Below are 26,024 nucleotides of genomic sequence, written 5' to 3'. Positions count from 1 at the left end.
CATGCCTGCTTTTTACATTTTTAATCGCTTTTACGTACTTTTACAGCGCTTTGTCGTCCACACTGTTCAACCAGTTCTCAATGACGCCGATCACCGAAGCGACGGTGCCGTCTTTAAACGGCGACTGCAGTCCGGCAAGCTCCACAAGCCCTGTAAAGGAACGGCTTCCTCCCGCCTGGCACAGTCTCAGGTAATCCGCCCATGCCGCTTCGCGGTCCTCGTTCATCTTCTTCCAGAACTGGAACGCGCAAATTTGCGCCAGCGTATAATCGATGTAATAGAACGGCGCCTGGAAGATATGCCCCTGTTTGTGCCAGAAGCCGCCCCGCTCCAGGTATTCGTTGTCCGGGTACTGCCGGTGCGGCAAATACTTCTTCTCGATTTCACGCCAAGCGCGTTTGCGCTCCTCCGGCGTCGCGTCCGGATTCTCATACACGAAGTGCTGGAATTCGTCTACGGATACCCCGTATGGAATGAAGAGAAGCGCACTGGACAGATGGTCAAAATGGTATTTTTCCGTGTCTTCCTTAAAGAAGTTATCCATCCAAGGCCACGTGAAGAACTCCATGCTCATGGAATGGATTTCGGCCGATTCATACGTAGGCCACAGGTATTCCGGCACCTGAAAATGACGGCTGGAATAGACCTGGAAGGCGTGGCCGGCTTCGTGCGTGAGAACGTCAATATCTCCGGAAGTGCCGTTGAAATTGGAGAAAATGAACGGCGATTCGTATTTGCTGATAAACGTGCAGTATCCGCCGCTTTGCTTGCCCTTTTTGCTGACGAGATCCATCAGCTCCCGGTCAACCATGAATTTGAAAAATTCGTCGGTTTCCGGAGACAGCTCCGCGTACATCTTCTTCCCTTGCTCAAGAATCCAGTCCGCATCCCCTTTTGGCGTCGCGTTCCCGGTCTTGAAGCTGAAATTGTCGTCATAGATCCGCAAGGAATCGACGCCGATCCGCTCGCGCTGGCGTTCCTTCAGCTTCTGGGCTACGGGTACGATGTGTTCCAGCACTTGCTTCCGGAAGTTGGCTACCATGTCGGCGTCATAGTCCGTACGGTTCATGCGAATGTAAGCAAGCTCAACGTAATTTTTATAACCGAGCTTTTGAGCCATGCGCGTCCGGGTTTTCACGAGTTCATCGTAGATCCGGTCAAAATCCTGCTCATGCTCCGCCATGAAGGAATATCTCGCTTCCGACGCTCTCCGGCGCAGGTCGCGGTCCGGCGACAGCTCAAACGGCAGCAGCTGGGACAGCGTCCGCTCCTCACCTTCGAACGGAATCTTCGCCGAGGCGATCAGCTGACTGTACTCGGTGGCCAGCTTGTTATTGAGCTGCATATCTTCGATGATATCCGGATGGAAGGCCTTAAGCGCCAGCTCGGCAAGCTTGAACAGCTGCGTTCCCCACTTGGCTTCGAGTTCACTTCTGAATTTGGACTCTACCAGCGCTTTATAATAATCGGTTATGTATTCTTGATAGACCGGACTCGCTTCATCGATGTATTCTTGTTCGGCCTTGTAAAATTCATCGTTCGTATCGATGGAATGGCGAATGACGGCAATCTCTGCCATGCTTTCGAATTCGCTGCGCAGCTTATTGATATCGGACATGGCCTTGTCCTGCTCTTCAAAGGAAGCCGCCTGCTCGAACTGCTGGATCAGTTGTTTAAACCGTTGTTCAATTTCTTTCACGTCTGGCCGCTTGTATTCGTACTCGCTGAACTTCATGCATCACGCATCCCTTCTTGATTGGCTTTCGTTACCATTATACTAGAGAATCAGGCTTAGACAACAGATACGTCAAAAAAAATTTAATGTTCGTGAAAGCACTTACCGTTAGTCAAAAATTCTACAAGCTTACCTGCATGGAATGGCTATATTTTACAGGGGAATCCATAGCAAGGTTTCGATAATTGCCCAATAATAACCGCCCTTATGCTTATATCCTCGTTCTTCCCTTTTGCCATCGGTTGTGTTATATTAGTTCGTACCTAAAAATATTAGGCATCACCTAAATGGTTGAATATACATATACTGAACATACAAAGGTGGATTGAAAGAATGCTCATATGGATGCTGCGCCAAGTGATGGCAGAACGCGGAATTTGGACGGGAGCCGCACTGGCCCGTTTACTGAAAGACAAAGCCGGCTACGAGCTGTCTCCCCCCTCGATCAGCGCCCTGCTGAACGGCAATCCGAAGCAGATCAAGGCCGATACGATGGATGCGCTGTGCACGGCTCTCGACTGCACTCCTAGCGACTTATGGCATCATACCCCATCGAACGTTAGAGGGGCCTAGACGTTTATTGAAACTGGAGGTAACAAGCATGTCGGAAAAAGAAATTCTTCCCTTCGGAGATCCGATTCTCCGCAAAAAAGCCAAACCCGTTACGGAAATAACGCCGAGAATTCACAAGCTGCTGGATGATATGGCGGATACCCTGTACGCGGAAGAAGGCAGAGCCGGCCTGGCCGCACCGCAGATCGGCATTCTCCGCAGGGTGATCGTCATGGACTGCGGGGACGGGCTCATTGAGCTGATCAATCCGGTGCTGATCGAGCAAGCCGGGGAGCAGACCGGACCGGAAGCCTGCTTATCCTACCCCGGGTATACCGGTATCGTGAAGCGGGCGAAATACGTGAAGATCAGTACGTTAACCCGTGAGGGCAAAACGATTGTGATGGAGGCAGAGGATTATTTGGCACGCTGCATTCAGCATGAGATGGACCATCTCGACGGGATTTTGTACATCGACCATATCCAAAACGGCGAGCTGTTTGTCAATCGGACGGAACGCAGAGTGGATTTGATGGCTGCCTTAAAGCTGACTCAGAACGTTTAGCTGCACTTCTATGCTCTTATTGACATCCCATAAAGTCTCTTTATAAGTCCCCACATAAAAATAAGGAGCTGTCCAAAGGTCATTCACGACCCGGGGACGGCTCCTTTTTATAAGGAAAAATACTGTTATTAACGGTGCGCTGTATACTGATTCGCCTTACTAAAGCTGCGGATCCGTTCGATCTCCTCGTCGGTGAGCGCCGGAGCGTCTCCAGCCGCAGTATTGTGGATCAGCTGCTCAAGGGAGCTTGCTCCCGCGATGGCCGTCGCCACTACCGGATTCGCCAAGGCGTACCGGATCGCGGTCTGCCCCATACTCCGGTCATTCTTGACCAGGCGCTGCAATTGCTCGCGGATCTGGATCAGTTCATCGGGGGTGTAATCCAGGTACCCCTTCGCCACTTTCGCTCCGCCCTGCTCGGTCAGGACACCGGAAGCCACCGGACCGCGGGCGATGACACTGATATGGTTATCGGCCAGTAAAGGCAGCACCTCTTCCTCTGGACGGCGGTCAAGAATGCTGTACTGGCTCATGACGCTGACGATTCCGGAACGCTTTACGTATTCCCGGATCACGTTCGGACGGATCGACGAAATGCCGTAATAGCGGATCACGCCCTCCTGCTTCAGCTCTTCAAACGCCTCGATCGTCTCGTCAATCGGATCGTCCAAGGTACCGCCATGGAGTTGGTACAAATCGATATAATCCGTTTGGAGACGGCGAAGGCTTTCTTTTACCGCAGAGCGGATATACGCTTTGGAAGGGTCCCATACCCAACCTTCTTTACCAGGAATTCTCCGGTTTCCTACCTTCGTCGCCAGAACAACGTCCTGCCGGCGTCCGCGGATCGCCTTACCGACAATTTCTTCGTTTCTGCCGCTGTCGTAGAGATCTGCGGTGTCCAAAAAATTCACGCCCCGCTCCAGTGCCGCGTGAACGATTCGCTCAGCCTGCGCCTCATCGGTTCCCAAGGACATGCAGCCCAGCCCAATCTCGCTGATGTTCAGTTCCGATGTTCCCAATTGGTTCCTTTTCATTAATTTCACCTGTCCCTTCCCCTGAAATTACCCGTTTAAAATCAACAAATGAATGGCGCTCAGCACGATGCCGATCACGAATCCGCAAATCGCGCCGTTGACCCGGATCCACTGCAGGTCGCTGCCGACCTTCTCCTCCAGCATGTTGACGAGCGTCTGATCGTCCAGCTTGTCCAGATTTTCCCGAACCAGCACGCCGATCCGGTAATAATTGGATTCCACCAGCTGAACGATCATTGCCAGAACCCCTTTTTCCCACCGGTGGGTTAACTCTTCCTTGGATTGCAACAAATCATGGCACCAGCGGAACAGACGAATCCATATACGCCCGCCGCGCTCCCGTTCGGCTTCGATCCACTGCAGCAGACGTTCACGCAAATGGTTCAGCTGGCCGGCAATCCATGCTTCCGCGTTCTCAGAGCTCAGCTTGTCATCCAGCCAACCCTTTACGCGGCTTTCCGTTTCCGGACTGTCGGCTACTTGGGCCAAACGCTCCCGGATGCCTTGGACAACCCGTTCCCGGTATGGACTTTCCGGATTCGCCACTTCAAGCAAGGCCGAGAGGATCAGCTTCTTCAGAATCGCTCCCATTTTCTCCTCGTTCATAAAGCCCAGCATCGCCTGAACGGCAAAGCCCTTCATTCCTCCAAGCTGAAGCTCGTCCAGTTTGGCATGCGCCAGCTTCCCGAGCATCATTTCGTTATCCGGGTTGTTCACCCATTCTGCGGCGTACAGCAGTCCGTAGTCCAATACCTTCTCGTCCAATTGGTGCGCTTCCGTCTCTTTGACCACACGATTTAACAATTCGGTGATGTTCCGGCTATGAATGTACCGAAGCACCATGTCCCGGATGTGCGGGGCCGCTTTCTCCAGCGGCAGTTCGCGAACGGCCTGCTCCAGCGAAGACAGGAGCTTCACGCGGACCTCTTTCCGCCGGATCAGCTTGAACAGCCCGGTCGACACAGACTGGAACAGCTTCATCTGCCGAAGTCTGGACGTGATGCTTTCCTTATTCAGAAGTTCGGTTTCCAATGCGGAAATGAGCGAATTGACGATTTTGTTGCGGTTCTTAAGCAGCAGCGACGTGTGGGGGATCGGAATCCCCATCGGATGGCGAAACAAGGCGGTGACCGCAAACCAGTCGGCAAATCCGCCGACGAGTCCGGCTTCAAAGCCTCCCAGCAGCAGCTTAACCCACGAATTTTGCGGCAGGAAAAGCATGACGAGAAAGCCCGCGCCCATAACAGCCAGGGAATACCCGGCCAAGTATCTGGATTTCAATCTGCATACCCCCATATGTACGTATACCATGATGGCGTCGATTCGACTTGCTTCAATGACCGATCACGCTATCAAACTATTAACCATATTGTAGCCCATTTGTTTCGTTTACAGCCGAAAAACCCGGGCTCGCGAAAAACTCCCGGCTTCCCGGGAGTCTGCTGTCTGCACATCATGATTCCAAATGTCCGGTTAACAGGGCATCAGGAATAAGATTGCTTGGGCTCGCGGCGGAAGATCACGGACAGAATAATGGCCACGATGCCGATATTAATCGCGATATCCGCGATATTCATAATGCCTGTCATGCGGCCGAGGACGATAAAATCGGTAACCTTGCCGAACAGCACCCGGTCGATCGCATTGCCGATCGCCCCGCCGACGAGAAAGCCCGTGGCCAGCTCCATCCATGTCCCCTTAAGCATGCCTTTGGTCCGGTAATAAATAATGACGGCCGTAACAAACACCGCAAATACGACAAATAACTTGCCGTAGCCCTGGAACGAGCTGAACGCGGCACCGGTATTTTGGTAGTACTCAAAATGAACGTACGGGTCAAGAAAAGGCCTCGAACCTCCGACAACCATGGATGAGCGGACCCAGAGCTTGCTCAGTTGGTCGATCGCAATGACGATCAGCGATATGATGTAAAACAAAATAATGATGCACCTCTTTCCCTCTGCGTCCGTTGTCTCATTTCCCCTTGTTCAGCGTAGGAACAAAATGGGTAGAGACGCCGATGCTGACCCTTTCTGATGGAGTCATGCAGCATGCCTGTATGTCCATTATGCGTCAGATCGCTCTGCGTACACAAGTTTCACTCTCATCCTGCATCTGCTGGCTGCCACGAACTTGCCTCAATCCCCTCCAGGGACGGCTACATCCGGGCTGAACACCGGCCGCGAATCCATTTCCCCCGGGCGTACCGGGTAGAGCGTTCCGTTCAGCGCAAAAGAAACCCTGCCCGTCTCCTCCGAAACGACAAGGATCAGCGCATCGCATATTTCTGACAGCCCCAACGCAGCCCGGTGACGGGTTCCAAGTTTCCCCTCGCGCAGCGCTTTGGAAACCGGGAGCACATTGCCGGCGGAGACGATTTGGTTCTTGTCGACCAGCACTGCCCCGTCGTGCAGCGGTCCCCCCGGATAAAAAATCGATTCCAGCAGGGTATGCGACACGTCCGCCCCGACCGGTATGCCGGAATGCACCAGCGGCGGGAGCGCATCGTTTCTTTTGACGACGATGAGCGCCCCGTGATTCCGCTCCGACAGATGCTGCAGCGCCGTGGACAACGCTACGTAGCGATCTGTATAAGGCGACAGATACGCATTCAGATAATAGGATGCGGCCGTCATCTGCATGTCGGTAAAGACGCTGTGGATCTGCTCAAACTCATTCAAAATGCAGCATTCCTTCTGGTCGATCGTCGCCAGCATGCTCTCGATTTCCGCCTTAATAGTGGACAGGCTCTTTTTCAGATGGACCTGTATCGTTTCAGACAGACCCAGCTCATCTTCATTGTTCACGTCGGCTCACCTTTCCTTATGGCTTAAAATATAGACTGCTCCGTTCAGCCTTCCGACTATTCGGCGTCTTCCATCGTATCCATCGCGGCATCAAGCAGTGCATCAAACAGGTCGTCGTCCTCTTCCAGCCGCGCATCGGCCTGAAGCATCTCCTCTTCGATGCCCGATTCGTCCGCATAGTTCAGGCTGTAATCCCAATCATCGCCCTTCTTGCTGAAAAAGGTAACCTCATACTTGGACTTATGCCCCTCCAAAGTAAAAATGGTGTGCCCCACGTAGTGTCGTTCCTCGTCCAGCTTCATCCCGGCTTCGATAATTGTAAAGTCCATGAATCCATTGCTCCTTCTAAGTGGTGTATTTGATACTATAGTATACCATGGAGGAGGCCGTTTCCATCAAACGGCAGAGCTTATGTTTTCATTATGCTGAACAATTTAGTACAATACTACTTGTGTCAGTTGATAACCAGTATCTGGAGGGATGAATCCATGACCGATTTCATCAGTCAATTAAACAAATATGCCGATCTTGCCGTCCGTGTAGGCGTCAACGTCCAGAAGGGCCAAACGCTGGTCGTCAACGCATCGATCCAGTCGGCGGAATTTGTCCGCTTAATTGTGGAAAAAGCGTATGATGCGGGCGCCAAGCTCGTCAAAGTCAATTGGAGCGACGAAATCGTTACTCGTCTGCAGTATGAACGGGCCGACGATGAAGTTTTCGCGATTCCACCGAAATGGTTTGCAGGGGAAATGATCGAACTCGTGGAAAACGGGGCAGCCGTGCTGCACGTGATTGCCGAGAACCCGGATTTGCTGAAGGGGATCAAGCAGGAACGGATCGCCATGAACCAAAAAACACGCGGCCAGGCGATGGCGCCTTACCGCGCTTACCAGCAGGCGGACAAGTTCAGCTGGTCAATCGTGGCTGTCCCTTCGCCGGAATGGGCTGCAAAGGTGTTCCCTGACGCTCCCGAATCTGAACGGGTGCAAAAGCTGTGGGAAGCGATTTTCCATACGGTACGCATTGATCAGGAAGACCCGGTCGGTGCCTGGAAAAAGCATCTGGCCACATTGGAGGAAAAATCGAACATCCTGAACGCCAAAAAATATAAGAAGCTCCACTATATCGCACCGGGAACCGATCTGACCATCGAGCTTCCGGAAGGACATATTTGGGCAGCCGGCGAGAGCATCAACGAGAAAGGACACAGCTTCGTCGCCAATATGCCGACCGAGGAAGTGTTCACCGCGCCGCTGAAGACGGGCGTAAACGGCACGGTGCGCAGCACCAAGCCGCTGAGCTATGGAGGCAACATCATCGACAACTTCTCCATTACATTTGAGAATGGCCGGATCGTAAGCGTCAGCGCCGAACAGGGACAGGAAACGCTGGAGCATCTCGTCGAAATGGACGAAGGCGCGCACTACCTCGGCGAGGTCGCGCTGGTTCCGCATCAATCACCGATTTCCGAGTCGAACATTTTGTACTTCAATACGCTTTTTGACGAAAACGCCTCCAACCATTTGGCGATCGGCAGCGCCTACGCCTTCTGTGTTGAAGGCGGCAAGGACATGAATCAGGAGCAGCTTGCTGAGCGCGGTCTGAACACAAGCGTGACCCATGTCGACTTTATGATCGGCTCGGGGGAAATGGACATTTTCGGCGTTAACGCTGACGGGTCGGAAGAGCCTGTATTTAAAAACGGAAACTGGGCATTTTAAGGACTGACTCCAATCGGTCCATTAATGCTGTGAATCCTTGTTCTGCATACGATGAAATATTGGAGCCGCAAGAGCCTTCCTGAAGCGATGACAGGAGGGCTCTTTTGTAGTCAGGTGTTTTATTTATCCAGTGGTTAATTTATAATGGGGAAGAATTGAATACATATGTGGAGGTAGAGCCTATGCTCTCGTTCGAAAACAAATTAAACAATTATGCCGAGCTTGCCGTCAAAATCGGTGCAAACGTGCAGCCCGAACAAACGCTGGTTGTGAATGCAACGATCGACGCCGCCCCGCTCGTTCGCCTGATCGTCCGCAAGGCGTATGAGATCGGCGCCAAGCTCGTCAAAGTCAATTATACCGACGAGGCGGTCACCCGGCTCCGGTACGATTTGGCACCGGCGGAATCTTTCCTTGAAGCCCCGACTTGGTATGCGGGCGAAATGACCGAGCTCGCTGAGAACGGAGCCGCTTTTCTGACCGTTCTCTCCTCCAGTCCCGACCTGCTCAAAGGAGTAGAGCCTGGAAGAATCGCCGATTATCAGCGCACCTATGGTCAGGCGATGGCGAAATACCGCCAGTTTCAGCAGGCGGATAAAATGAGCTGGACGGGCGTTGCCTTCCCTTCCCCAGACTGGGCCGCGAAGGTGTTCCCGGATGCGCCGAAGGATCAGCAGGTCGGCAAGCTGTGGGACGCCATCTTCCATGCATGTCGCGCGGACCGCGAAGATCCGATCGCCGCTTGGGAAGAGCATATCGATACGCTGCAGCAAAAATCGGATGAGCTGAACGCCAAAAAGTATCAAAAGCTGCATTTTACGGCACCGGGCACGGATCTGACGATCGAGCTACCCGAAGGCCATATTTGGGCCCAGGCGGGCAGTGTCAATGAGCAGGGTACGGCGTTTGTCGCCAACATCCCGACCGAAGAGGTGTTTACTGCCCCGCTCAAAACCGGCGTGAACGGAACTGTGAGCAGCACCAAACCGCTCAGCTACGGCGGCAACATCATCGACCGCTTTACGCTGACATTCGAAAACGGCCGTATCGTAGATTACAAAGCGGAAGAAGGCCAGGACACGCTCGCACGCCTGATCGAGATGGACGAAGGCTCCCACTATCTTGGCGAGGTAGCCCTTGTACCGTTCCAGTCTCCGATTTCACAAAGCAACATCCTGTACTATACGACTTTGTTTGATGAGAATGCTTCCTGCCACCTGGCAATCGGCAGCTCTTACGCCTTCAATATACGGGGTGGTAAGACGATGTCCCAGGAAGAGCTTGAGTCCCATGGCATGAACCAGAGCATCACACACGTCGACTTCATGATGGGTTCTCCCGAAATGAACATTACCGGAATCACCCATGATGGCAAAGAAGAACCGGTGTTTGTCAACGGAAACTGGGCTTAATTCTCTGGCAGTACCCCTGACAGTCGCATGACCGACGGGGTGCTTTTTTTGTTTACAAAATGCCGCCCCCTCCCCACCTCCCGTTCAGGTATAAACATGGATTCCATTTGACGCTCCCGGATCCCGGTGGTACGATTTGTACGAATTTACCTACCAAGGGAGAGGAGCAATTCGTTCAATGATATCCATAGATCTTACGGGGAAAAACGCTTTGATTACCGGCGCCTCCGGCCAGCTTGGACGGGTCATGGCCCGTACACTGGCCCGTGCCGGGGCCGACATAGCCGTCCACTACCGCGGCAACGAACAGAAAGCGCTGGAGCTGAAGCGGGAAATTGAGGCGCTGGGCCGGCGCTGCATCGCCGTTCAGGCCGACATCACCGATGCCGAATCGGTTACGGCGATGAAAGACCGCCTGCTGGGGGAGTGGCAGGCCATTGACATCGTTGTCGCAAACGCTGTCATTCAGTATGAATGGACCAGCGTGCTGAATCAGCCGGCCGAGGATTACCGGAGCCAGTTCGAATCCTGCGTGCTGCAGAACGTTCTTTTGGCCAAAGCCTTCATCCCGGCCATGATCGAGCGCAAGCAAGGTCGGATGATCGGGATCAACACCGAATGCTCCATGCAGAACTTCCCCGGCCAGTCCGCTTACGTTGCCGGCAAGCGCGGTATGGACGGCGTGTACCGCGTGCTTGCAAAGGAGGTCGGCGAGCATAACATCACGGTCAATCAGGTCGCTCCTGGTTGGACCATCAGCGACCGCGACCGGGAGAATAACACCGAGGTCAGCGAAGGGTATTCGAGCAGCGTTCCCCTCAAGCGCCGGGGCACCGACCAGGAAATTGCCAATGCGGTACTGTTTCTGGCGTCCGACTTGTCGAGCTTTATCACCGGGGCTTACATTCCGGTGAACGGCGGCAACGTCATGCCGGCTATTTAGATGCTACATACTAGACTTTATCAAAGCATGGACAGTAAAAGGACAGCCGAATGCTGTCCTTTTGCTTTTTTGCCATATATCATTCCCTGAAATGACGCAGCTACAGCCTGCCGTATGCGCGCAGTGTGATCAGTCGGTTGACTGTGATCAGCCCCCGCCATTCCGCCCCATTGCCCGGACTGATGGATGGGAACGACACCTTCCATCCGCCATCGGCCTCCTGCTGTTCTTCCAAATCGTCCAGGTGACGCTCAATATCCGCCGGGGAGATCAGCCCCGCGGCGTAGCTGGCCGGAACAGGCGCCCAGTCCAGCACTTTATGGACATAGCCTTCCGCCCGGGGATCAAGCTCGATGACGCCCGGCTGCCGGAGCCAGCGATTCAACTCCTCCTGCAACGCAGATGCTCTTCCCCGATCGGGGGCATATTGCAAAAAGGTAATGCATTGGTGCAGGTCATGATAATCCGTCTGATCAGCCTGGGGAATCCGGTTCCAGATGAATTCCGCGCTTCGCGTGAACCATTCCTCTTGCTTGAAATCGTTCACAGCCGTCTGCTTGTAGAGCAGACCGAGAATATTTCCGGTTGGATTCAGCGATGCCTGCTGGTCGTCCTCCGTTATCCACCAAGGAGCATGTGGAGCATCATTAACGGACAGCAGCGCCCGGGGGAAACCGCCTGTGGCCGGGACGGTAATCGATTTGAGATATGCCGCGATTCCCGCGATGATATCCGTATCAAACCGGTTCGCCTCGTCCATGATCCAGAGCGCCTGCTCCACCGCCACAGGCTGACTTGCGGATGTGCGCATATCAGGCTCCAAGGCGTTCCCGAACCCGCCGTCAGGGTTTTGATAGGCTTTGAGCGCAGCAATAACCCCATCCGCGGAACCTCCTTCGAACCCCATTTCATAACGCCGCCGGTCCAGCAGCCGGGCGTTGGCAAGCACGAACGCTCTGGCTTTTTCCAGACGGGCTGCCCTTCCTTCCTTTGCTCCCATCAACAGTTCCTCCTTTAATTCTGATTAACGGATGCCGAACGCTTTATGCATGTACGTCACCGCTTCCGGTGTACATGCATCCTCCATTTTCAACTTCAGCTCAGACTGCGCTTGCTCCCTCGTTCCCCGGAACCGCTCGATACCATACTGACGCATCCAACCCTCTGTCGTCTGGTAGGAGGTGCTGCTCCAACCGTTTTTCTCTCCGAGCAGGTTCCGCTTCTCCTTGACACCGGAAATGACGATGGCGAGCTGTCCCTGCAGCTCCGCCAGTGCCTGGTCAAACTCCTTTTTCCGGTCCGGTGATTTCATGCCCGCGCGGGCCCGCAGCTCCCTCGTCTCGATCCCTTCGTCGTCCCGGATCAGCTGGTACAGCTCCCATGCCGGCTTGGATAACAAGCCGTCCCGGTAACGCTTCTCAGGATTCTCTTCACTACCAAGCAGCCGCAGCACCAGCGGAAACCAATCCGCCGCGATCAGCACCGCCTTCTTTTTGATGAATTTGCCGTAAGCCGCCGTCCCGTCGCCGGGAAACCGGGCGCGCCACAGCCAGGGATCCCGTTCGGTTCCCGTATGCCAATTCTCCTTGGGAGTGACCCCGTCCAGGGACGGATGTCCCGGGATCAAGCCGGACAGCGGCAGGATGCCGATGCGGGCGATGAAATCGCACGCGTCCTCGTACCGTTCGATGTGCAGCGGTTTTTGTTCATTTTCCTTGAGCAATTGATCATCTCCTCCAACGTCTTATGTATGGTTTGCCTCATAGGCAGCCAGCAGACCCGCAGCCTTGGCGCAAACCTCCCGGCGAAGAGCCTCGGGCTCAAGCACCTCCGCCTCCGTACCAAGCGCGTAAAAAAGCTGCACGGCCCAATGCCACTCCGACACCGGCAGATGAAAATCCGCCAGCCACTCTTCGTTTCCGACCGCGCTGATTTGCTCTCCGACATGCTCGTCCCGCTCGACCTGAAGCATTCCGCGATAGGTTAGCTTCGCCCGGATATGGACCGTCTGCGGCTCCGACTTTCCTTGATGACGATCGCCATCGCCTTCACCAACTTCAGGCGGGTCTTCCGGACGAAGCTCCGTCATCCGGTCGATCCGGAAGATCCGCTGCTCCCCGTGGGTTTGCGAGTAGGCATCGCAGTACCAAAACCCGTTGGCGGCGTAAATCCTCAGCGGATGGATCAGCAGCCTGCGGCGGTTGTTCATCGAATGGTAAAACACCGATACCCATTGATTGCTGGAGGCATAATCCAGCAGCTCGTTCAAGTGCGGAACGGTATACTTACGCTTGGGCACCTCCACTTCCAGGCGATCCAGCATCGGATGGACCGTCTCCGCAGTTTCCCGGGGCAGAATGGCCTTGATTTTGTCCATTACGGTCCACCGCTCCGAATTGAACGGCGTGTCCGCGTAACGAGTCAGCCCTTCCAACGCGAACAGCAGGCAGAGGGCTTCGCGGGAATTGAGCTGCAGCGGCGGCAGCTGATAACCCTCCATCAGATAATATCCGCCTTGGGGGCCGCTCACCGCGGCAAGCGGAATGCCCATTTCGGAAAGGGCCTGCATATCCCGCAAAATGGTCCTCCGCGACACTTCAAGCTTGGCGGCTAGCCCCGCAGCCGTCTGATTTCCCTGCTGAAGCGCGATGAGTATCGCCATCAGGCGATCCATACGGTTCATGTTTTTCACCCTCTTCACGCTGTAGAATCATTGTATCAGCCTATTGGTGACAACTTGGATGTCACTAATGTTTGGCCGAATTTTCTTTTTCAACATTATGCAAAAGTTGTCGAATGACGCGGTTTAAGGCGCTGGCAGGACTTTCCCTTCGGCCCCGGCTCAGTTATAATGCATTGGGAAGAGCCATACAATAGCATAAAAGCGAGTCAAACGACTGGACAGGATATGAAGAAACGCTGTGACCGACGCGGCGGCTTCATCAGAACATGGACGCAAGGAGGAGAATACCCGTTATGTCCAACTTTTTCAACAAAATCAAGCAGGGCGTTTCGGATGCCGGCAAGAAAGCGCAGAACACGGTTGAATCCACAACCCTGAAGTTTCAAGCGGCGGCGAAGGAAAAGGAAATCGAAAAAAATTATACGGAAATCGGCCGTATCGTCCATCAGTCCTTGGAGAAACCGGACGGCACGATCCCGAGCGCGGAGATCCAGAAATACCGGGAGGCCATTTTTGCCTTGGAAGAAGAAGTGGAAGAGCTGCAGCGGAAAATCCAGCACCTGCAAAACCTGAAGGAATGCGGATGCGGCAAAATGCTTCCCGCGGACGCGACCTACTGCCCGTTCTGCGGACAGCAGTTCCATACGGTGGTCGTTCAGCCGGCAGCCGTTTCGAACTCGATTCCGAAAAGCGCCTACTGCACCAAATGCGGAGAACCGGCCTCATTTTCAGATCATTTCTGCCGCAGCTGCGGTCATAAGCTTCAGCACGAGTAATTTATCAGTAAATCAGAGAACGCCGTATCCCTCACTGCAGCAGGGACACGGCGTTTTGTCGTTTTTTTAAAGAGCGGATCAGGAAGCTTGGCCGCGATGCTTAATTTCTTTTGAGCGCATACAGAAAGCTCGTCTCTTCCCACTTCTCGCCCGGGGTCAAGCCGAACAGTCCCATATCCTCTGCGGGAATGTTTTTAATATTCGGAGCGTTGACGAGGTTGATCTGAGGCTCAGGGCAGAAAAATTTGCCGCCGGCGAACTGGTTCCAAACCATCCAGTGCTTATAGCTGGTACCTACGTCGTAAATCAGCACGTCCCCGGTGCGTGTATCCGTGAGCTCCATCCGGTTGCGTCCATCCTGCGGTTCAGCCGTATAATGGAAGTCCATTTCGGTGAAGTAAGGGAACACGCCTTCTCCTTTGAGCTGCTCCTCTTCCGGAGACAGCGGCTGGAAAGCACCTGTCGGCAGCATCCGGTCATCCAGCTCTCGCCGCTGGCCGATCGTAATTTTAACCCGGTAATCCTTCGCTTCGCTTCCCGGCACGAACGGGGCATTGACCGCCGTATGGAACGCCAGCAGCACAGGCATTTTTTCCTTGCCGTCATTGGTGATCGTGACCTGCTGCCGAAGCCCTTCCCGGTTCAGGGAATATCGCAGCGTAATCGTGAAATCGAAAGGCAGATACTTTTTATACAGATGCCCTTCTCCTACGCGCTGGGATACAACGACTGCGCTTTCATAATCGTCGCTGGTTATGTAATCCACGGTCCATGGGATCGTATGCATGTATCCGTGCAGCTGGTTGCCCGTGGCTTCTTCATTGATTGGGAATTGGTAGACTTTGCCCTCCCATTCGAATTTGCCGCCATCGTAACGGTTGGGCGGAAACAGTACCGGAATGCCGTAGACACCCGGATTCGCCTTGAAATCTTCCATTTCACCGGCTTCCGGTTCCCGCAAAAACTTGAAGTTTTGCTCGGTATCCCGGAATAAAATCAGATTGGCGCCGATCTCAGGCAGCACCGCAGCTTCGTATTTCCCATGCTTCAGCCAGATCGCCTTTTCCCCATTAAAATCGCCTTCAAATGCCGCAAATTGTGTCAACTTGTTCTCCTCCTGTTCATGATTAAAAAGGAATGTTCTTCTAATATACCATTTGTGGCATTATACGAGAAGCACATCGATCCGGCTTGCCCCATGAATCAGCCGTTTCAGCATTCTTCGGCGTGCATATCTAGTCATGATTCCTTCTTCTGATCGTCCTAGAATCATCTGGGTTGCATGAATTTGTTCGGCCTGCCCCAGCACTTTGGCCGGCAGTTCTTTCCACCCGTCTGTTTCAAGAATGCCGAAATGCCCCTGCAGGCTTTCGGTCAGCCCCTGCCACCGCCCCAGGTCGCAATCCCGGCCTTCCATGCGGACGCAAGTCACGTGAAGCGCGGCCTTGAGGCGGTAAGCGATCCGGAATCCGCGCCGGATGAGGCGCTCGGCAGAGGTCCCGGGGAGGATACACACAAAGATCACCTCCTCCTTTCTCCAGGGTCCGCGAAGGGACATATTCCGCTGCCACGACTCCAGCCGCTCGTCCACATCGTCGGCCAGTTCCCGGAGCGCAAGCTCCCTTAGTGCAATCAGGTTCCCCGTTCGGAAAAAGGAACCAAGCGCCTGATCGACTTTGTCCGCCGCATAAATTTTCCCTTCCCTCATCCGTTCCTGCAGCGATTGCGGCGTAACGTCAATCAGCTCCACCTCATCGGCCATTGACAGCAGCGTGTCCGGTACCGTCTCGGAGACCCGGATGCCGGCGATGCGCTCGACGGCATCGTTGAGGCTCTCCAGATGCTGAACATTCAAGGTTGTTATGACCGAAATCCCGTTCTCCAGCAGAAGCAAAATATCTTCATACCGTTTGCGGAAACGGCTGCCTGGCATGTTGGTGTGAGGCAGCTCATCGACGAGCACGAGCTCCGGACTTCTTGCCAGCAGCGCCTCTGTATCCATTTCGTACAGCGTAGTGCCTTTATAGGAAATCTCCTTCGGTGGGATAACAGGCAAACTGCCGACCTGCGCCGCCGTCTCCGCGCGACCATGCGTCTCGAGCCACCCGATAACCACATCCGTTCCCTTGGCCAATATGTCATTCCCCTCTCGAAGCATGGTGTACGTTTTGCCTACGCCGGGGGCCGCGCCGATATAAATTTTGAACCGGCCGCGCTCGATCCGCTTCACTTTCTCGTTCATTTCCTCACGGCTGAGCCGGTGATACCCCTTCCCCTGCTTGTTTTGCGTTCGGCGGGCCGGCAGAATCCGCGGTTCCCCTTGCGCCGTGCGGTCGGCTACCCAGAACACGTCGATGCCATGCGCATGCTTCAGAATGCCGTTCGTCACTGAACCCTGCCACAGCTCCTGCCAGGGGTTTTTCCGGGAATGCCCCAGCACGATGCGGGTCACTTTTTTATCAAAAGCATACCGGATCAGCGACTTGGCAAACCGTCTTGGAGCCGACAAAGGCAGCTCCTCCAGCTTGGCGTCCGTCTTGTCCGCCATTTTGTGCAAAGAACGCTTAAATGCCTCTTGCTCGCGTGACAGTGACGGCTTGGGCCGCGTAAAGACAACGACGAGCAGTTCGCCGTTCAGGCGCTTTGCGATTTGCTGTCCGCGCCGTACATAGATCGAACCGTTCCAATGGTATTGCGCCGCCACCAGGATACGCTCCGAGGCACCGGAGGGGCCACTGATGCCCTCGTGCTCACGGAACTTCTCCAGCGACTGGTTCACATCGTCGGCCATCAAGCGCAGCGCAAGCTCCCGAAGGAGGGCCAAATCCTTGCGGGTAAATGACGCCCCGTCCCGGCTGCTCTGCAGATGGCCTTCGTTCAACCGGGAGATGAGCGTTTCCGGAGAAACGTCGATCAGCCGAACCTCATCGGCCGTACCCAGAGTCGTAAGCGGAACGGTTTCCCTGACCTCTACCCCGGTCCATTTGCGGGCAAGTTCATGAATGCCTTCAATTTCATATACATTGACGGTTGTGATGACGCTGATGCCGTGATTCAGCAGAAACTGGATATCTTCCAGCCGGGTTCGATGCTCGGCGCCCTTGCGATTTCGATGAGCTAATCCGTCTACAAGCACAACTTCGGGATTTCGGCTTACGATGCCCGGCAGATTCAGATCCTTGTATTCCGTTTTTCCTTCATTCCAGTGGATGCTGGGCACCCGCTCCAGGTCGGCGAGCTGCTTTTTCGTTTCCGTACGCTGCAGCGTGGACACCGCGCAAATGACGACGTCAATCCCCTGGGACTTCAGGGTTTGACCCTCGCGGAGCATGTGATAGGTTTTCCCGGAACCGGTCACCGCCCCAATGATGATTTTGAGCCGCCCCCGCCGCAGTCTATGGATTTCTTCGAGAATTTCTTCAGGCGATTTGCGTCTGTAGTCCCCCATGGCTCATGCCCCTTCTGCACATTGTTGATATGTGGAGAATCTTACCTGTTCACAGTCATCTTTGTAAAATCGTTCACCGCCGTTTTTGGATCACCCTGTATTGGTATTGCCCGATCTAGCGTCTTTTTCGGAAGAAAATACGGCTATTTGTGCCTGTTTCACCCTGTCTCTTCCGTATCCGTTTCACATGAAAGAATAGGCTAAACTGGACATATCATGTAAAATGGGAAAGATGAGATAAAACAGACGAGAGACGGGCGAATGGGAAAGAGGGGAAAACCATGCCGAACATGATCCGGCTTCTTGTGTCTACGGATTACAACGATCTCAGCCGGGATTTACAGGAAGAAATCTATTATGAGTACTATGATTATGCTTACGGCATGATCATGTATATCGTGAAAAACCATTCCGTGGTGGAAGATATTATCCAGGATGCTTTCATTAAGATCATCAAAAGCAAACCCGTGTTTGAAAATGAAGCCAAGCTGAAAGCCTGGCTCAAAGTCGTGACGCGCAACACGACCATAAATTATTTACGAAAAAATAAAAAGTACCGTAACCAAGTCGATGTGGAAGGTGTCTTTATGTATAAAGAAGAGATTGCGCAGCCGACGGTGTCGATCGAAAATACGGTAGAAACGAAATTCATGGAAGAATCGATTATTCAGTATTTAAGAGAATTGAAACCGGAATACCGGGTTCTGGTCGAGTATCGCTGGCGCAAGGGCCTGTCGTACCGGGAAATCGCCGATCTGCTTGAAGTTACCGAGGATGCCGTCAAACAACGTCTGTACCGGGCACGTGAAAGTATCAAGAAAATGCTCTTTAAGGAGTGGGGGGTAAAGGATGAAAAGCGAAAAATTTGAAGATTGGTTCGATTCCGCCTTCGAGAAGGCAGCCTCTTCAACTTCCTTGACGTCCGAAGATAGCAAGAAGGCATCTTGGAACAAGGTTCAAGCCCGGCTGAACGAAGTGAACCGTTCCCGCAGACGTAATCGGCACCTGCAGCTTGGTGGTGTGGTGGCCGCATCTTTCGTGGCCGGAGCGGTCATTTTTAGCTCCACAGCCGTGACGAAGGCAATTTCTCCGCTGCTCGACTCCATTGTTGACTGGGGAGACGGCGTTAAGAATGTGGTTTTTTTCCAAGACGACCAGTCTGATACGGGAGGGATCGCGAAAACCCCTCCCCCGCCAAATTATCTGGACGGGGAGCCGGAACCGCCCCTAGGGGATGGGAAAATCATTTCTTCGGAACAGGGTGTCCCAACAACGCGCCCGCTCAGTGAAGTGCAGAAAGAATTGAGCTTTACCATTCCGGATTTTAGCGGCCGAATTCCCGAGCGTTATCATTTCAAGCAATCCACCGTCATAGCAAAAGATCTCGAAACAAAGAAATATAACGAAATTACCATGCTTTATACCGGGCCAAAGGAAGACGATAATCTGTTCATTACTGTGAGCCGGATTCTCCCGAATTCTGGCACAGGCTATTTCACGAACGGTGAACCTGTCAAGATCAAGCTCAAGAACGGTTATGAAGCCTATTACACCGAAAGCAACATGAATTCGCTGATCATGAAATATAATAAGGTGCAGCTGATCATCATGACAAAGGCGAGTAAAGAGGAAATTCTCAACTTGGTCGAGCCTCTTCCCTAATGATTAATTTGTTGGCATATCCCTATTCAACGTGACCCAAAAGTGACCGCCCGCAGGCGGTCACTTTTATTTGTTATCCTATTTGGCCAACACTTGTGGGGAATACGTGGTGGTCTGTTCGAAAGCAGATCCTTGATATACGGTATGGTAGGCTTTGGCGCGGTAATAATATCCCGTGATCACCGTGCCGTTGTACTCCCCGGATATCGTGCTGTTTCCAGTGTCCAGGAACCGTCTCGTTTCCATATCGACCCATGCGGATCCAGTCCAGCGCTGCAGGGTTAGATCGACACCAATCTTGTCAACGCTCTGTTTGGCGAAAGTACTCGCCTTTAAAGCCACGGTTGTGCTATTGACGAGCGAGGCCGACGCATAGCAGTTGTTCAAGTATGTGAAAGACGCGAAGCTCGTGATGAAGTGTTCAGGAGGCGGAGGAGTGGTTAAGGCTCCCGGTTCTTTTACGGCGGCTGCGGAAATGTCCGCATCATCGGATCCGGCTGGTTCGGCACCCGCCCCGGTCGAGAGAAGCACACTGAGTACGGTAGTGGCGGCAATAATGGCTGGCAGTTTGTGGTTGATCCATTTCTTCGTCATGACTCTCACCTTTCCTTTAGGAAATATTGAATTTCACTACTATTAACGGCGGTCTCCTTTCAGAGGTTTCATCATTTTTTCATCATTTTCTTTGGTTTTTCTCACATTTTCATTAAAAGCACTAAAAAACCCCCGTTTCGATCGAAACGGGGGTTTCCCTTCCCCTAACAAGGGGCAGTTACACCAGGTGACAGGCAACGAAGTGACCGCCGCCCGCATCGCGGAATTCCGGCACTTCTTCTTTGCAGCGGGCCACCGCAAACGGGCAGCGCGTGTGGAACTTGCAGCCCGAAGGCGGATTGGAAGGGCTCGGAATGTCGCCCTTCAGCACGATGCGCTCCCGCTTCAGCTTCGGAATCGGAACCGGCACGGCTGACAGCAGCGCCTTCGTATACGGATGCAGCGGATTTTTAAACAGCTCATCCCGGGTCGCCGTCTCAACCATGGAGCCCAGGTACATGACGCCGATCCGCGTGCATAAATGCTCCACGACGCTGAGGTCGTGGGAAATGAACAAGTACGCCAGCCCGCGCGTTTCCTGCAGCTTGCGGAACAGGTTGATGATCTGTGCCTGGATGGATACGTCCAGCGCTGAGACGGGCTCATCGGCAATAATGAGATCCGGATTGAGCACCAGTGCCCGGGCTATTCCGATCCGCTGCCGCTGACCGCCCGAAAATTCATGCGGGAACCGGTCGATATGGTAAGAGGACAATCCACAGGATTGGAGCACTTCCAGCACCCGGTCGCGAATCTCGGCTTTGGGCACCAGGCCGTGATCCAGCAGCGCTTCGCCAATGGCGTCTCCGACGCGGATCCGCGGGTTCAGAGAACTGTACGGATCCTGAAAAATCAGCTGCATGCTCGGCCGAAGCTTGCGCAGCTCCTCGGGAGGGAGGTCGTAAATATTGATGCCTTTAAACTTGACCTCCCCTGACGTTTTCTCGATCAGGCGGATGGCCGTGCGGCCAACCGTGCTTTTGCCGCTTCCGGACTCGCCGACCAGCCCGAACGTTTCACCCGGCCGGATCGTGATGCTGATATCGTCAACGGCCTTCACGTGACCGACGGTGCGGTTCAGCAGGCCTTTGTGGATCGGAAAATATTTTTTCAAATGGCTGATTTCAAGCAATGCATCAGACATGAACAACCGCCTCCTCATACAGCCAGCAAGCGGCTTTTTGCTGATCCGCAACTTCCTTAAGCGCCGGCTGTTTCGTTCTGCAAATGTCCATGCAGTGCGCACAGCGGTCATGGAAATAGCACGATTCGGTCAGATCCAGCGGATTCGGCACCTGCCCCGGGATCGAATACAGCTCATCCTGCCGCTGATTAATGATCGGCTTGGACTTGAGCAGACCCTGCGTATAAGGATGCTTCGGCGACTCGAACAGCTTCACCACTTCGCCTTCTTCCACGACTTTGCCGGCGTACATGACAACGACGTAATCCGCCATTTCGGCCACGACGCCCAGATCATGGGTGATCAGCATCATCGACATGTTCGACTTCTTTTTAAATTCGCGCAGCATATCCAGAATTTGAGCCTGGATCGTAACGTCCAGCGCCGTCGTCGGCTCATCGGCGATCAGCAGCTTCGGACCGCAGGAGATCGCAATCGCGATCATGATCCGCTGCAGCATTCCGCCGCTCAATTCATGCGGATAGGAATCGGCGATTTGCTCTGCCCGCGAGATCCCCACCTGCTCGATCAGTTCGATCGCACGGGCGCGGGCCTCCTTCTTGCTCAGCTTCTGGTGCACCATAAGCGGCTCCATAATCTGCTGCCCAATTTTCAGAACCGGGTTCAGCGAAGACATCGGCTCCTGAAAGATCATGGAGATGTCATTCCCGCGGATCGTACGCAGCTCGTTTTTGCTGAGCTTCAGCAGGTCCCGGCCGTCAAACTCAATGCTTCCGCCAACCACTTTACCTCCCGGTTCCTCAATCAGACCCATGATGGACATGGCCGTAACGCTTTTACCGCAGCCCGACTCGCCGACGACGCATACCGTCTCGCCTTCCCGGACGCGCAGGCTGACGTCATTTACGGCTTTGATCACGTTTTTGTCGCTGAAGAAATGCGTGCGCAGATGGTCGATTTTAATGAGATCTTTCATAGAACGCTGTTCACCTACCTCTTCTGTTTGGGATCCAGCACATCCCGGAGTCCGTCTCCAAATATGTTAATGGCAATTACCGTGATAAAAATAGAGAATCCTGGAGGAATCCACAGCCATGGATGCTCCTGAAAATCGATCAAATTGTTCGCCGCGTCGATCATATTCCCCCAAGTCGGTGTCGGCGGCATGACGCCGAGGCCGAAGAAGCTCAACACCGACTCGCTGAGGATCGAACCGCCAATATTGAGCGTCGCAATGACGATCAGGAGCGGAACGATATTCGGCAGCAGGTGGTTGAACAGCTTGCGGCGGTCGCGCAGACCGAGCACCACGGCGGCCTGCATGAATTCGCGTTCGCGGAGGCTGAGCATCTGCCCCCGGACCATCCGGGCAAGCCCCGGCCAGTTGACGAGGCCGAGCATCAGCATAACGATATACATGCGGTAATTCGTCGGCACCTTCCATTCGGACAGCAGCGCGCCGAAAATAAACAGCAGCGGCAGTCCCGGAATGGTCAGGAGCAAATCGGCGATCCGCATAATGATTTGGTCCACGATTCCCCGGTAATAACCGGCGATCGCGCCGAGCAGCGCACCGATAAACACGGACAGGAACATGGAAGCCAGACCTACCGTCAAGGAAATGCGGCCGGCCTGAAGTACCCGCGTAAGCACGTCACGCCCGAGGGCATCGGTACCGAGCCAGTGCTTCATGCTTGGCGCTTTGTTCATCACATTCATATGAATTTTGTTATCGGCATAAGGCGAAAATACAGGCCCCAGGAAACAAGCGATAAACATGATGACCACGACGACAAGTCCAAAAATCGCCAGCTTGTTGTGCAGCAGCCTCCGCATCGACTGTTTAAATAAGGAGGAAGACTTCGGCGTCGTTGTTGCAGCCGGAACGGCATCGGTCATTGGTGTACTGTTAATGGCCATAAGCGTCTCCCCTCCCTAATGCAGCCGCACGCGCGGATCGGCGATGTGATAGAGCACATCCGACAGCAGCGTGCCGATGACCGTCAGAATCGCCAGCAGCATCGTGAAGCCCATGAGCAGCGGATAGTCCCGCAGGCTGAAGGACTGCATATACAGCTGGCCAATCCCCGGCCAGTTAAAGATTTTTTCGATAATAATCGATCCGCCGAACAGAGCCGGCAGTTCAAAGCCAACCAGGGTGATGGCCGGCAAAAGCGCATTGCGCAGTGCGTGCCGGAACAAAACTTTGTCCTCTTTCAGCCCTTTCGCCCGGGCTGTGCGGATATAATCCTGCTTGATGACGTCGATCATATTGCTGCGGAAATAGCGCGTCAGTGAGCCGACGCCGAGCAGCGTCATGACGATCACAGGCAGCGTCATATGATGGATGACTTCCTTAATATAAGCCCAGCCGGTCGCGTTGCTTCCTGTCGTTAACATCCCGCCCGGCGGCAGCCATTTCAAGTCGACGGCCAGAATCTTGATCAGGAACAGGCCTATGAAAAAGGAAGGGATCGACATGGCGGCAAAAATAGCCACCATCACGATCGTGTCGAACCACGAATACTGCTTATAAGCGGAAACGACCCCGATGATCACGGCGATAACCCAGGTCAAAAACGTGGATACGACCGCCAGCAGGAAGGAGTTCCAAATATACTGGTTAAACAATTTCAGCACCGGCTGCTGCTGCGCCAGCGAGAAACCGAAATCTCCGTGAAATACGTTGTTCATCCATATGCCGTACCGTTCCAGCAGCGGCTTGCTCAGTCCGTAAATCTCCCTTAACTCCGCTTTACGTTCCGGGCTCAGCTTGATGTTGCTGCTGATGAAATCCCCCGGTGTCAGCGCGTAGAGGCTGAAGATCAAAAAGGATGCCGCAAACAGGATGACGATCATGTAAATGATACGCTTCGTCAAATAAGTGCCCATCATTCGCCTCCTAATTACATGGTCCCCCGCCGCAGAAGCGGCTGCTTCGCGGTCGGGGGACTCCATTGTGGGTCCTTCTGATTATTGTACCGGCTTCAGCGACCAGTCAGGCAAGCTGTTGGCAAGTCCGACGAACGGGCTGACCTTCAGGTTCTCGATGCGGCCGTTGTAACCGTACACCGTCTTCTTGTAGTTCGTGAAGATGACCGGCAGCTCGTCGTTCAGCAGCTGGAACAGCTCTTTGTAGATAGCCTTGCGCTCTTCGATGTCGGAAGTCGCGAGCGCTTTGTCATAGAGCTCTTTCACCTTCGGATTGTCGTAGGCTTTGATCTCGCCGTCGATAAACTGCATGACGCCGTCCGAAGGATCCTGCAGCAGCGGAGTCGAGAAGGATACGAGATCGTAATCCCCGCTCTCCACCTTGGACACGAGGGAGTTGAAGTCGGCGAACACTTCCGGCTGGAAGTCGACACCGATCGCCTGGAAGTTCTCTTTAGCTACCGGAATAAAGATATCCGTCTGCTTGCTCTTCGAGCCCAGGTAGTGGATCGTCAGCTTCTTGCCGTCTTTCTCGCGGATGCCGCCTGCGCCCACTTTCCAGCCAGCTTCGTCCAGCAGCTGCTTGGCTTTTTCCGAATCAAATTTGTACGGGTTAATGCCGTCTTCGGTGTAAGCCCAGGAGATCGGCGGAGCCGGAATGTTGGCTACTGCCCCGGCACCTTCGTTCGCGTCCACGTAGATGCTTTGACGATCAAGGCCGTAAGCGATCGCTTGGCGTACCTTTTTATCCTTCAGCGCTTCGTGTTCCAGGTTGACCTGCAGGTAACCATAGTTGCTGGCCGTATAAGGCAAAATGTTGGTGAAGCCGAGGGACTTCAGCTTCTCGATATTTTCGGTTGTGGCCGGGAACGAAGTGTAGTCAATTTCTCCGGTCTCCAGGTACTGCCAGGCATCGCCTTCGGACGTTTTATAAATGAAGTGCTCTGTTTTCGGCTTGCCTTTATAGTAGTTCTCATTGGCGACAAAACGGACTTCCTGGCCTGGAATGAATTTCTCCAGCTTGTATGGGCCGTTGCCGACCGGCGTTTGATGCAGGTTTTTAATGTAGCTCAGGTCACCGAACTTATAATCCTTGCCGTAGTATGCCTTGGACAAAATGTTCGAGCCGAGCGTGACGAGCGCCGTTGCGTTCGGCTTATCCAGCGTGACGGAAATCGTCTGCGGATCGACCACCTTGATGCCGGAAATGCTCTTCGCCTTGCCATCCTTATAATCCTGCGCTCCCTGGATCGCGATCGTGCTCGGGATGATCGAATCGCCGTCATAGGACGGGTCGAACAGGATCGTCCACGTAAACGCCACATCGTCAGCCGTCATTGGCGAACCGTCGCTGAATTTCAGATCCTTCCGCAGATGATATGTAATCGTCTTCTGATCTTCGGAAATGTCCCATTTCTCTGCAAGGTCCGGAACCGGCAATCCCTTATCGTCCACCGTCACCAGCGAACCGAACAGCAGGGAGTTGACGTTGCCGTCATAACCACTCTGGGTAAAATAAGGTGTGAAGGCACCGCTTGGGTCGGTCAGCGCAACGATAATCGTGTCCGTACGCTGCTTGGCCACATCGGGCAGTTTGGACAAGTCGGCTGCCGTATAAGGCTCGGTCAGTGCAGAGGTTCCTCCGGCATCGGACGAAGCCGCTGTATCTTTTGTACCCTGCTCCGTTTGAGCCGTTCCGCTGGATGAACCCGTGTCATCACTATTGTTCGAGCATGCCGTAACCAGCATTGATCCGACGATCAACAGCGAAGTTAGCAAGTACACTCCTTTTTTCATCATCATAACCTCCCGTTTTTACTCACCATTCCGATGAATTAAGTATGATTTATATTTGTAGATGATATCGTTATTATAGAAACCATTTCGAGTTCTGTAAATAGAGAACTAAAAGTTTTTTTCTGAAAGTTTGTCATATGCGTTTTCTGTAAGGGAAATAGCCCGTTTCAACGTTGAGGAGATGTCCCCTGTTTGTTCCCGTTTTGTCATGACTTCG

25 protein-coding genes are annotated in these 26,024 nt (G+C 53.6%); 8 read left to right on the top strand and 17 right to left on the bottom strand.

All coding sequences use genetic code 11. The features are described 5' to 3' along the window. Positions 1 to 40: 40 nt before the first annotated feature. On the bottom strand, positions 41 to 1,735 hold the full coding sequence (locus K2F33_RS20635) for a M3 family oligoendopeptidase (protein WP_076171671.1): 1,695 nt from the start codon (positions 1,733 to 1,735) through the stop codon (positions 41 to 43). Between the two features lie 333 nt (positions 1,736 to 2,068). Here K2F33_RS20635 and K2F33_RS20630 point away from each other — a divergent pair, with 333 nt between their 5' ends. Both K2F33_RS20630 and def read left to right on the top strand, forming a co-directional pair. Continuing rightward, positions 2,069 to 2,308, top strand: coding sequence for a helix-turn-helix domain-containing protein (locus tag K2F33_RS20630; RefSeq protein ID WP_076171668.1), 240 nt, complete (start codon positions 2,069 to 2,071; stop codon positions 2,306 to 2,308). A gap of 28 nt (positions 2,309 to 2,336) precedes the next feature. Further along, positions 2,337 to 2,852, top strand: a complete 516-nt coding sequence (gene def, locus K2F33_RS20625; RefSeq protein ID WP_263878421.1) for a peptide deformylase — start codon at positions 2,337 to 2,339, stop codon at positions 2,850 to 2,852. Between the two features lie 128 nt (positions 2,853 to 2,980). Here def and K2F33_RS20620 read toward each other — a convergent pair whose 3' ends face one another. From K2F33_RS20620 to K2F33_RS20600, 5 genes are all read right to left on the bottom strand, one after another. Continuing rightward, a complete protein-coding gene (locus K2F33_RS20620) occupies positions 2,981 to 3,889 on the bottom strand; it encodes an aldo/keto reductase (RefSeq protein WP_263882404.1) in 909 nt (302 codons plus the stop codon). Between the two features lie 27 nt (positions 3,890 to 3,916). Beyond that, on the bottom strand, positions 3,917 to 5,170 hold the full coding sequence (locus K2F33_RS20615; protein ID WP_263878420.1) for a DUF445 domain-containing protein: 1,254 nt from the start codon (positions 5,168 to 5,170) through the stop codon (positions 3,917 to 3,919). Between the two features lie 203 nt (positions 5,171 to 5,373). Further along, the gene (lspA, locus tag K2F33_RS20610; RefSeq protein WP_263878419.1) at positions 5,374 to 5,826 is read right to left on the bottom strand and encodes a signal peptidase II; all 453 of its coding nucleotides are present in this window, start codon (positions 5,824 to 5,826) and stop codon (positions 5,374 to 5,376) included. Between the two features lie 201 nt (positions 5,827 to 6,027). Then, positions 6,028 to 6,696, bottom strand: coding sequence for a sporulation-specific diadenylate cyclase CdaS (gene cdaS, locus K2F33_RS20605; RefSeq protein WP_076171658.1), 669 nt, complete (start codon positions 6,694 to 6,696; stop codon positions 6,028 to 6,030). Between the two features lie 56 nt (positions 6,697 to 6,752). Beyond that, positions 6,753 to 7,025, bottom strand: a complete 273-nt coding sequence (locus K2F33_RS20600) for a hypothetical protein (protein WP_076171655.1) — start codon at positions 7,023 to 7,025, stop codon at positions 6,753 to 6,755. 159 nt (positions 7,026 to 7,184) lie between these two features. Here K2F33_RS20600 and K2F33_RS20595 point away from each other — a divergent pair, with 159 nt between their 5' ends. From K2F33_RS20595 to K2F33_RS20585, 3 genes are all read left to right on the top strand, one after another. Next, a complete protein-coding gene (locus tag K2F33_RS20595; RefSeq protein WP_263878418.1) occupies positions 7,185 to 8,417 on the top strand; it encodes an aminopeptidase in 1,233 nt (410 codons plus the stop codon). A gap of 182 nt (positions 8,418 to 8,599) precedes the next feature. After that, positions 8,600 to 9,829 (top strand): aminopeptidase, encoded by a 1,230-nt coding sequence (locus tag K2F33_RS20590; RefSeq protein WP_263878417.1) that lies wholly within the window; start codon positions 8,600 to 8,602, stop codon positions 9,827 to 9,829. Positions 9,830 to 10,007: 178 nt separating this feature from the next. Next, the gene (locus K2F33_RS20585) at positions 10,008 to 10,772 is read left to right on the top strand and encodes an SDR family NAD(P)-dependent oxidoreductase (RefSeq protein ID WP_412973933.1); all 765 of its coding nucleotides are present in this window, start codon (positions 10,008 to 10,010) and stop codon (positions 10,770 to 10,772) included. A gap of 100 nt (positions 10,773 to 10,872) precedes the next feature. On the opposite strand, the gene K2F33_RS20580 is transcribed toward K2F33_RS20585, so the two are convergent. The 3 genes from K2F33_RS20580 to K2F33_RS20570 are packed head-to-tail and all read right to left on the bottom strand — an operon-like array spanning position 10,873 to position 13,455. Next, positions 10,873 to 11,772 (bottom strand): hypothetical protein, encoded by a 900-nt coding sequence (locus tag K2F33_RS20580; RefSeq protein WP_263878416.1) that lies wholly within the window; start codon positions 11,770 to 11,772, stop codon positions 10,873 to 10,875. A 24-nt stretch (positions 11,773 to 11,796) separates the two neighbouring features. After that, positions 11,797 to 12,495: an AlkZ-related protein gene (locus K2F33_RS20575; RefSeq protein ID WP_263878415.1), complete on the bottom strand. Its 699-nt coding sequence runs from the start codon at positions 12,493 to 12,495 to the stop codon at positions 11,797 to 11,799. A 21-nt stretch (positions 12,496 to 12,516) separates the two neighbouring features. Next, complete coding sequence (locus tag K2F33_RS20570; protein WP_076171649.1) at positions 12,517 to 13,455, bottom strand: helix-turn-helix transcriptional regulator; 939 nt, start codon at positions 13,453 to 13,455, stop codon at positions 12,517 to 12,519. 293 nt (positions 13,456 to 13,748) lie between these two features. On the opposite strand from K2F33_RS20570, the gene K2F33_RS20565 reads away from it, so the two are divergent. Continuing rightward, positions 13,749 to 14,231, top strand: coding sequence for a double zinc ribbon domain-containing protein (locus K2F33_RS20565; RefSeq protein WP_263878413.1), 483 nt, complete (start codon positions 13,749 to 13,751; stop codon positions 14,229 to 14,231). A gap of 100 nt (positions 14,232 to 14,331) precedes the next feature. Here K2F33_RS20565 and K2F33_RS20560 read toward each other — a convergent pair whose 3' ends face one another. Both K2F33_RS20560 and K2F33_RS20555 read right to left on the bottom strand, forming a co-directional pair. Then, positions 14,332 to 15,336, bottom strand: coding sequence for an aldose 1-epimerase (locus tag K2F33_RS20560; RefSeq protein ID WP_263878412.1), 1,005 nt, complete (start codon positions 15,334 to 15,336; stop codon positions 14,332 to 14,334). Between the two features lie 60 nt (positions 15,337 to 15,396). Then, positions 15,397 to 17,679 carry a histidine kinase gene (locus K2F33_RS20555; protein WP_263878411.1) on the bottom strand — a complete coding sequence of 761 codons (2,283 nt, stop codon included), beginning with the start codon at positions 17,677 to 17,679 and terminating at the stop codon, positions 15,397 to 15,399. Between the two features lie 281 nt (positions 17,680 to 17,960). Here K2F33_RS20555 and K2F33_RS20550 point away from each other — a divergent pair, with 281 nt between their 5' ends. After that, positions 17,961 to 18,548, top strand: coding sequence for an RNA polymerase sigma factor (locus tag K2F33_RS20550; protein ID WP_076171639.1), 588 nt, complete (start codon positions 17,961 to 17,963; stop codon positions 18,546 to 18,548). Next, complete coding sequence (locus tag K2F33_RS20545) at positions 18,529 to 19,341, top strand: DUF4367 domain-containing protein (RefSeq protein ID WP_076171636.1); 813 nt, start codon at positions 18,529 to 18,531, stop codon at positions 19,339 to 19,341. Before K2F33_RS20550 ends, K2F33_RS20545 begins: the two co-directional genes overlap by 20 nt. 78 nt (positions 19,342 to 19,419) lie before the next feature. Here the strand turns inward: K2F33_RS20545 and K2F33_RS20540 are convergent, their stop codons facing one another. The 6 genes from K2F33_RS20540 to K2F33_RS20515 form a co-directional block, all read right to left on the bottom strand. Then, positions 19,420 to 19,944: a hypothetical protein gene (locus K2F33_RS20540; protein ID WP_263878410.1), complete on the bottom strand. Its 525-nt coding sequence runs from the start codon at positions 19,942 to 19,944 to the stop codon at positions 19,420 to 19,422. A gap of 169 nt (positions 19,945 to 20,113) precedes the next feature. Further along, positions 20,114 to 21,079 carry an ABC transporter ATP-binding protein gene (locus K2F33_RS20535; protein ID WP_145024466.1) on the bottom strand — a complete coding sequence of 322 codons (966 nt, stop codon included), beginning with the start codon at positions 21,077 to 21,079 and terminating at the stop codon, positions 20,114 to 20,116. Continuing rightward, positions 21,072 to 22,055 carry an ABC transporter ATP-binding protein gene (locus K2F33_RS20530; protein WP_076171628.1) on the bottom strand — a complete coding sequence of 328 codons (984 nt, stop codon included), beginning with the start codon at positions 22,053 to 22,055 and terminating at the stop codon, positions 21,072 to 21,074. Before K2F33_RS20530 ends, K2F33_RS20535 begins: the two co-directional genes overlap by 8 nt. Positions 22,056 to 22,069: 14 nt before the next feature. After that, on the bottom strand, positions 22,070 to 22,999 hold the full coding sequence (gene opp4C / locus K2F33_RS20525) for an oligopeptide ABC transporter permease (protein WP_152398031.1): 930 nt from the start codon (positions 22,997 to 22,999) through the stop codon (positions 22,070 to 22,072). A 15-nt stretch (positions 23,000 to 23,014) separates the two neighbouring features. Continuing rightward, positions 23,015 to 23,971: an ABC transporter permease gene (locus K2F33_RS20520; RefSeq protein WP_076171622.1), complete on the bottom strand. Its 957-nt coding sequence runs from the start codon at positions 23,969 to 23,971 to the stop codon at positions 23,015 to 23,017. Positions 23,972 to 24,052: 81 nt separating this feature from the next. Beyond that, the gene (locus K2F33_RS20515) at positions 24,053 to 25,807 is read right to left on the bottom strand and encodes an ABC transporter substrate-binding protein (RefSeq protein WP_116229994.1); all 1,755 of its coding nucleotides are present in this window, start codon (positions 25,805 to 25,807) and stop codon (positions 24,053 to 24,055) included. Between the last annotated feature and the right edge of the window lie 217 nt (positions 25,808 to 26,024).

It is taken from the genome of Paenibacillus sp. PSB04 (genome assembly GCF_025809195.1).
Lineage (GTDB): Bacteria > Bacillota > Bacilli > Paenibacillales > Paenibacillaceae > Paenibacillus_AQ > Paenibacillus_AQ favisporus.
This window is presented reverse-complemented; position numbering and strand designations above follow the sequence as displayed.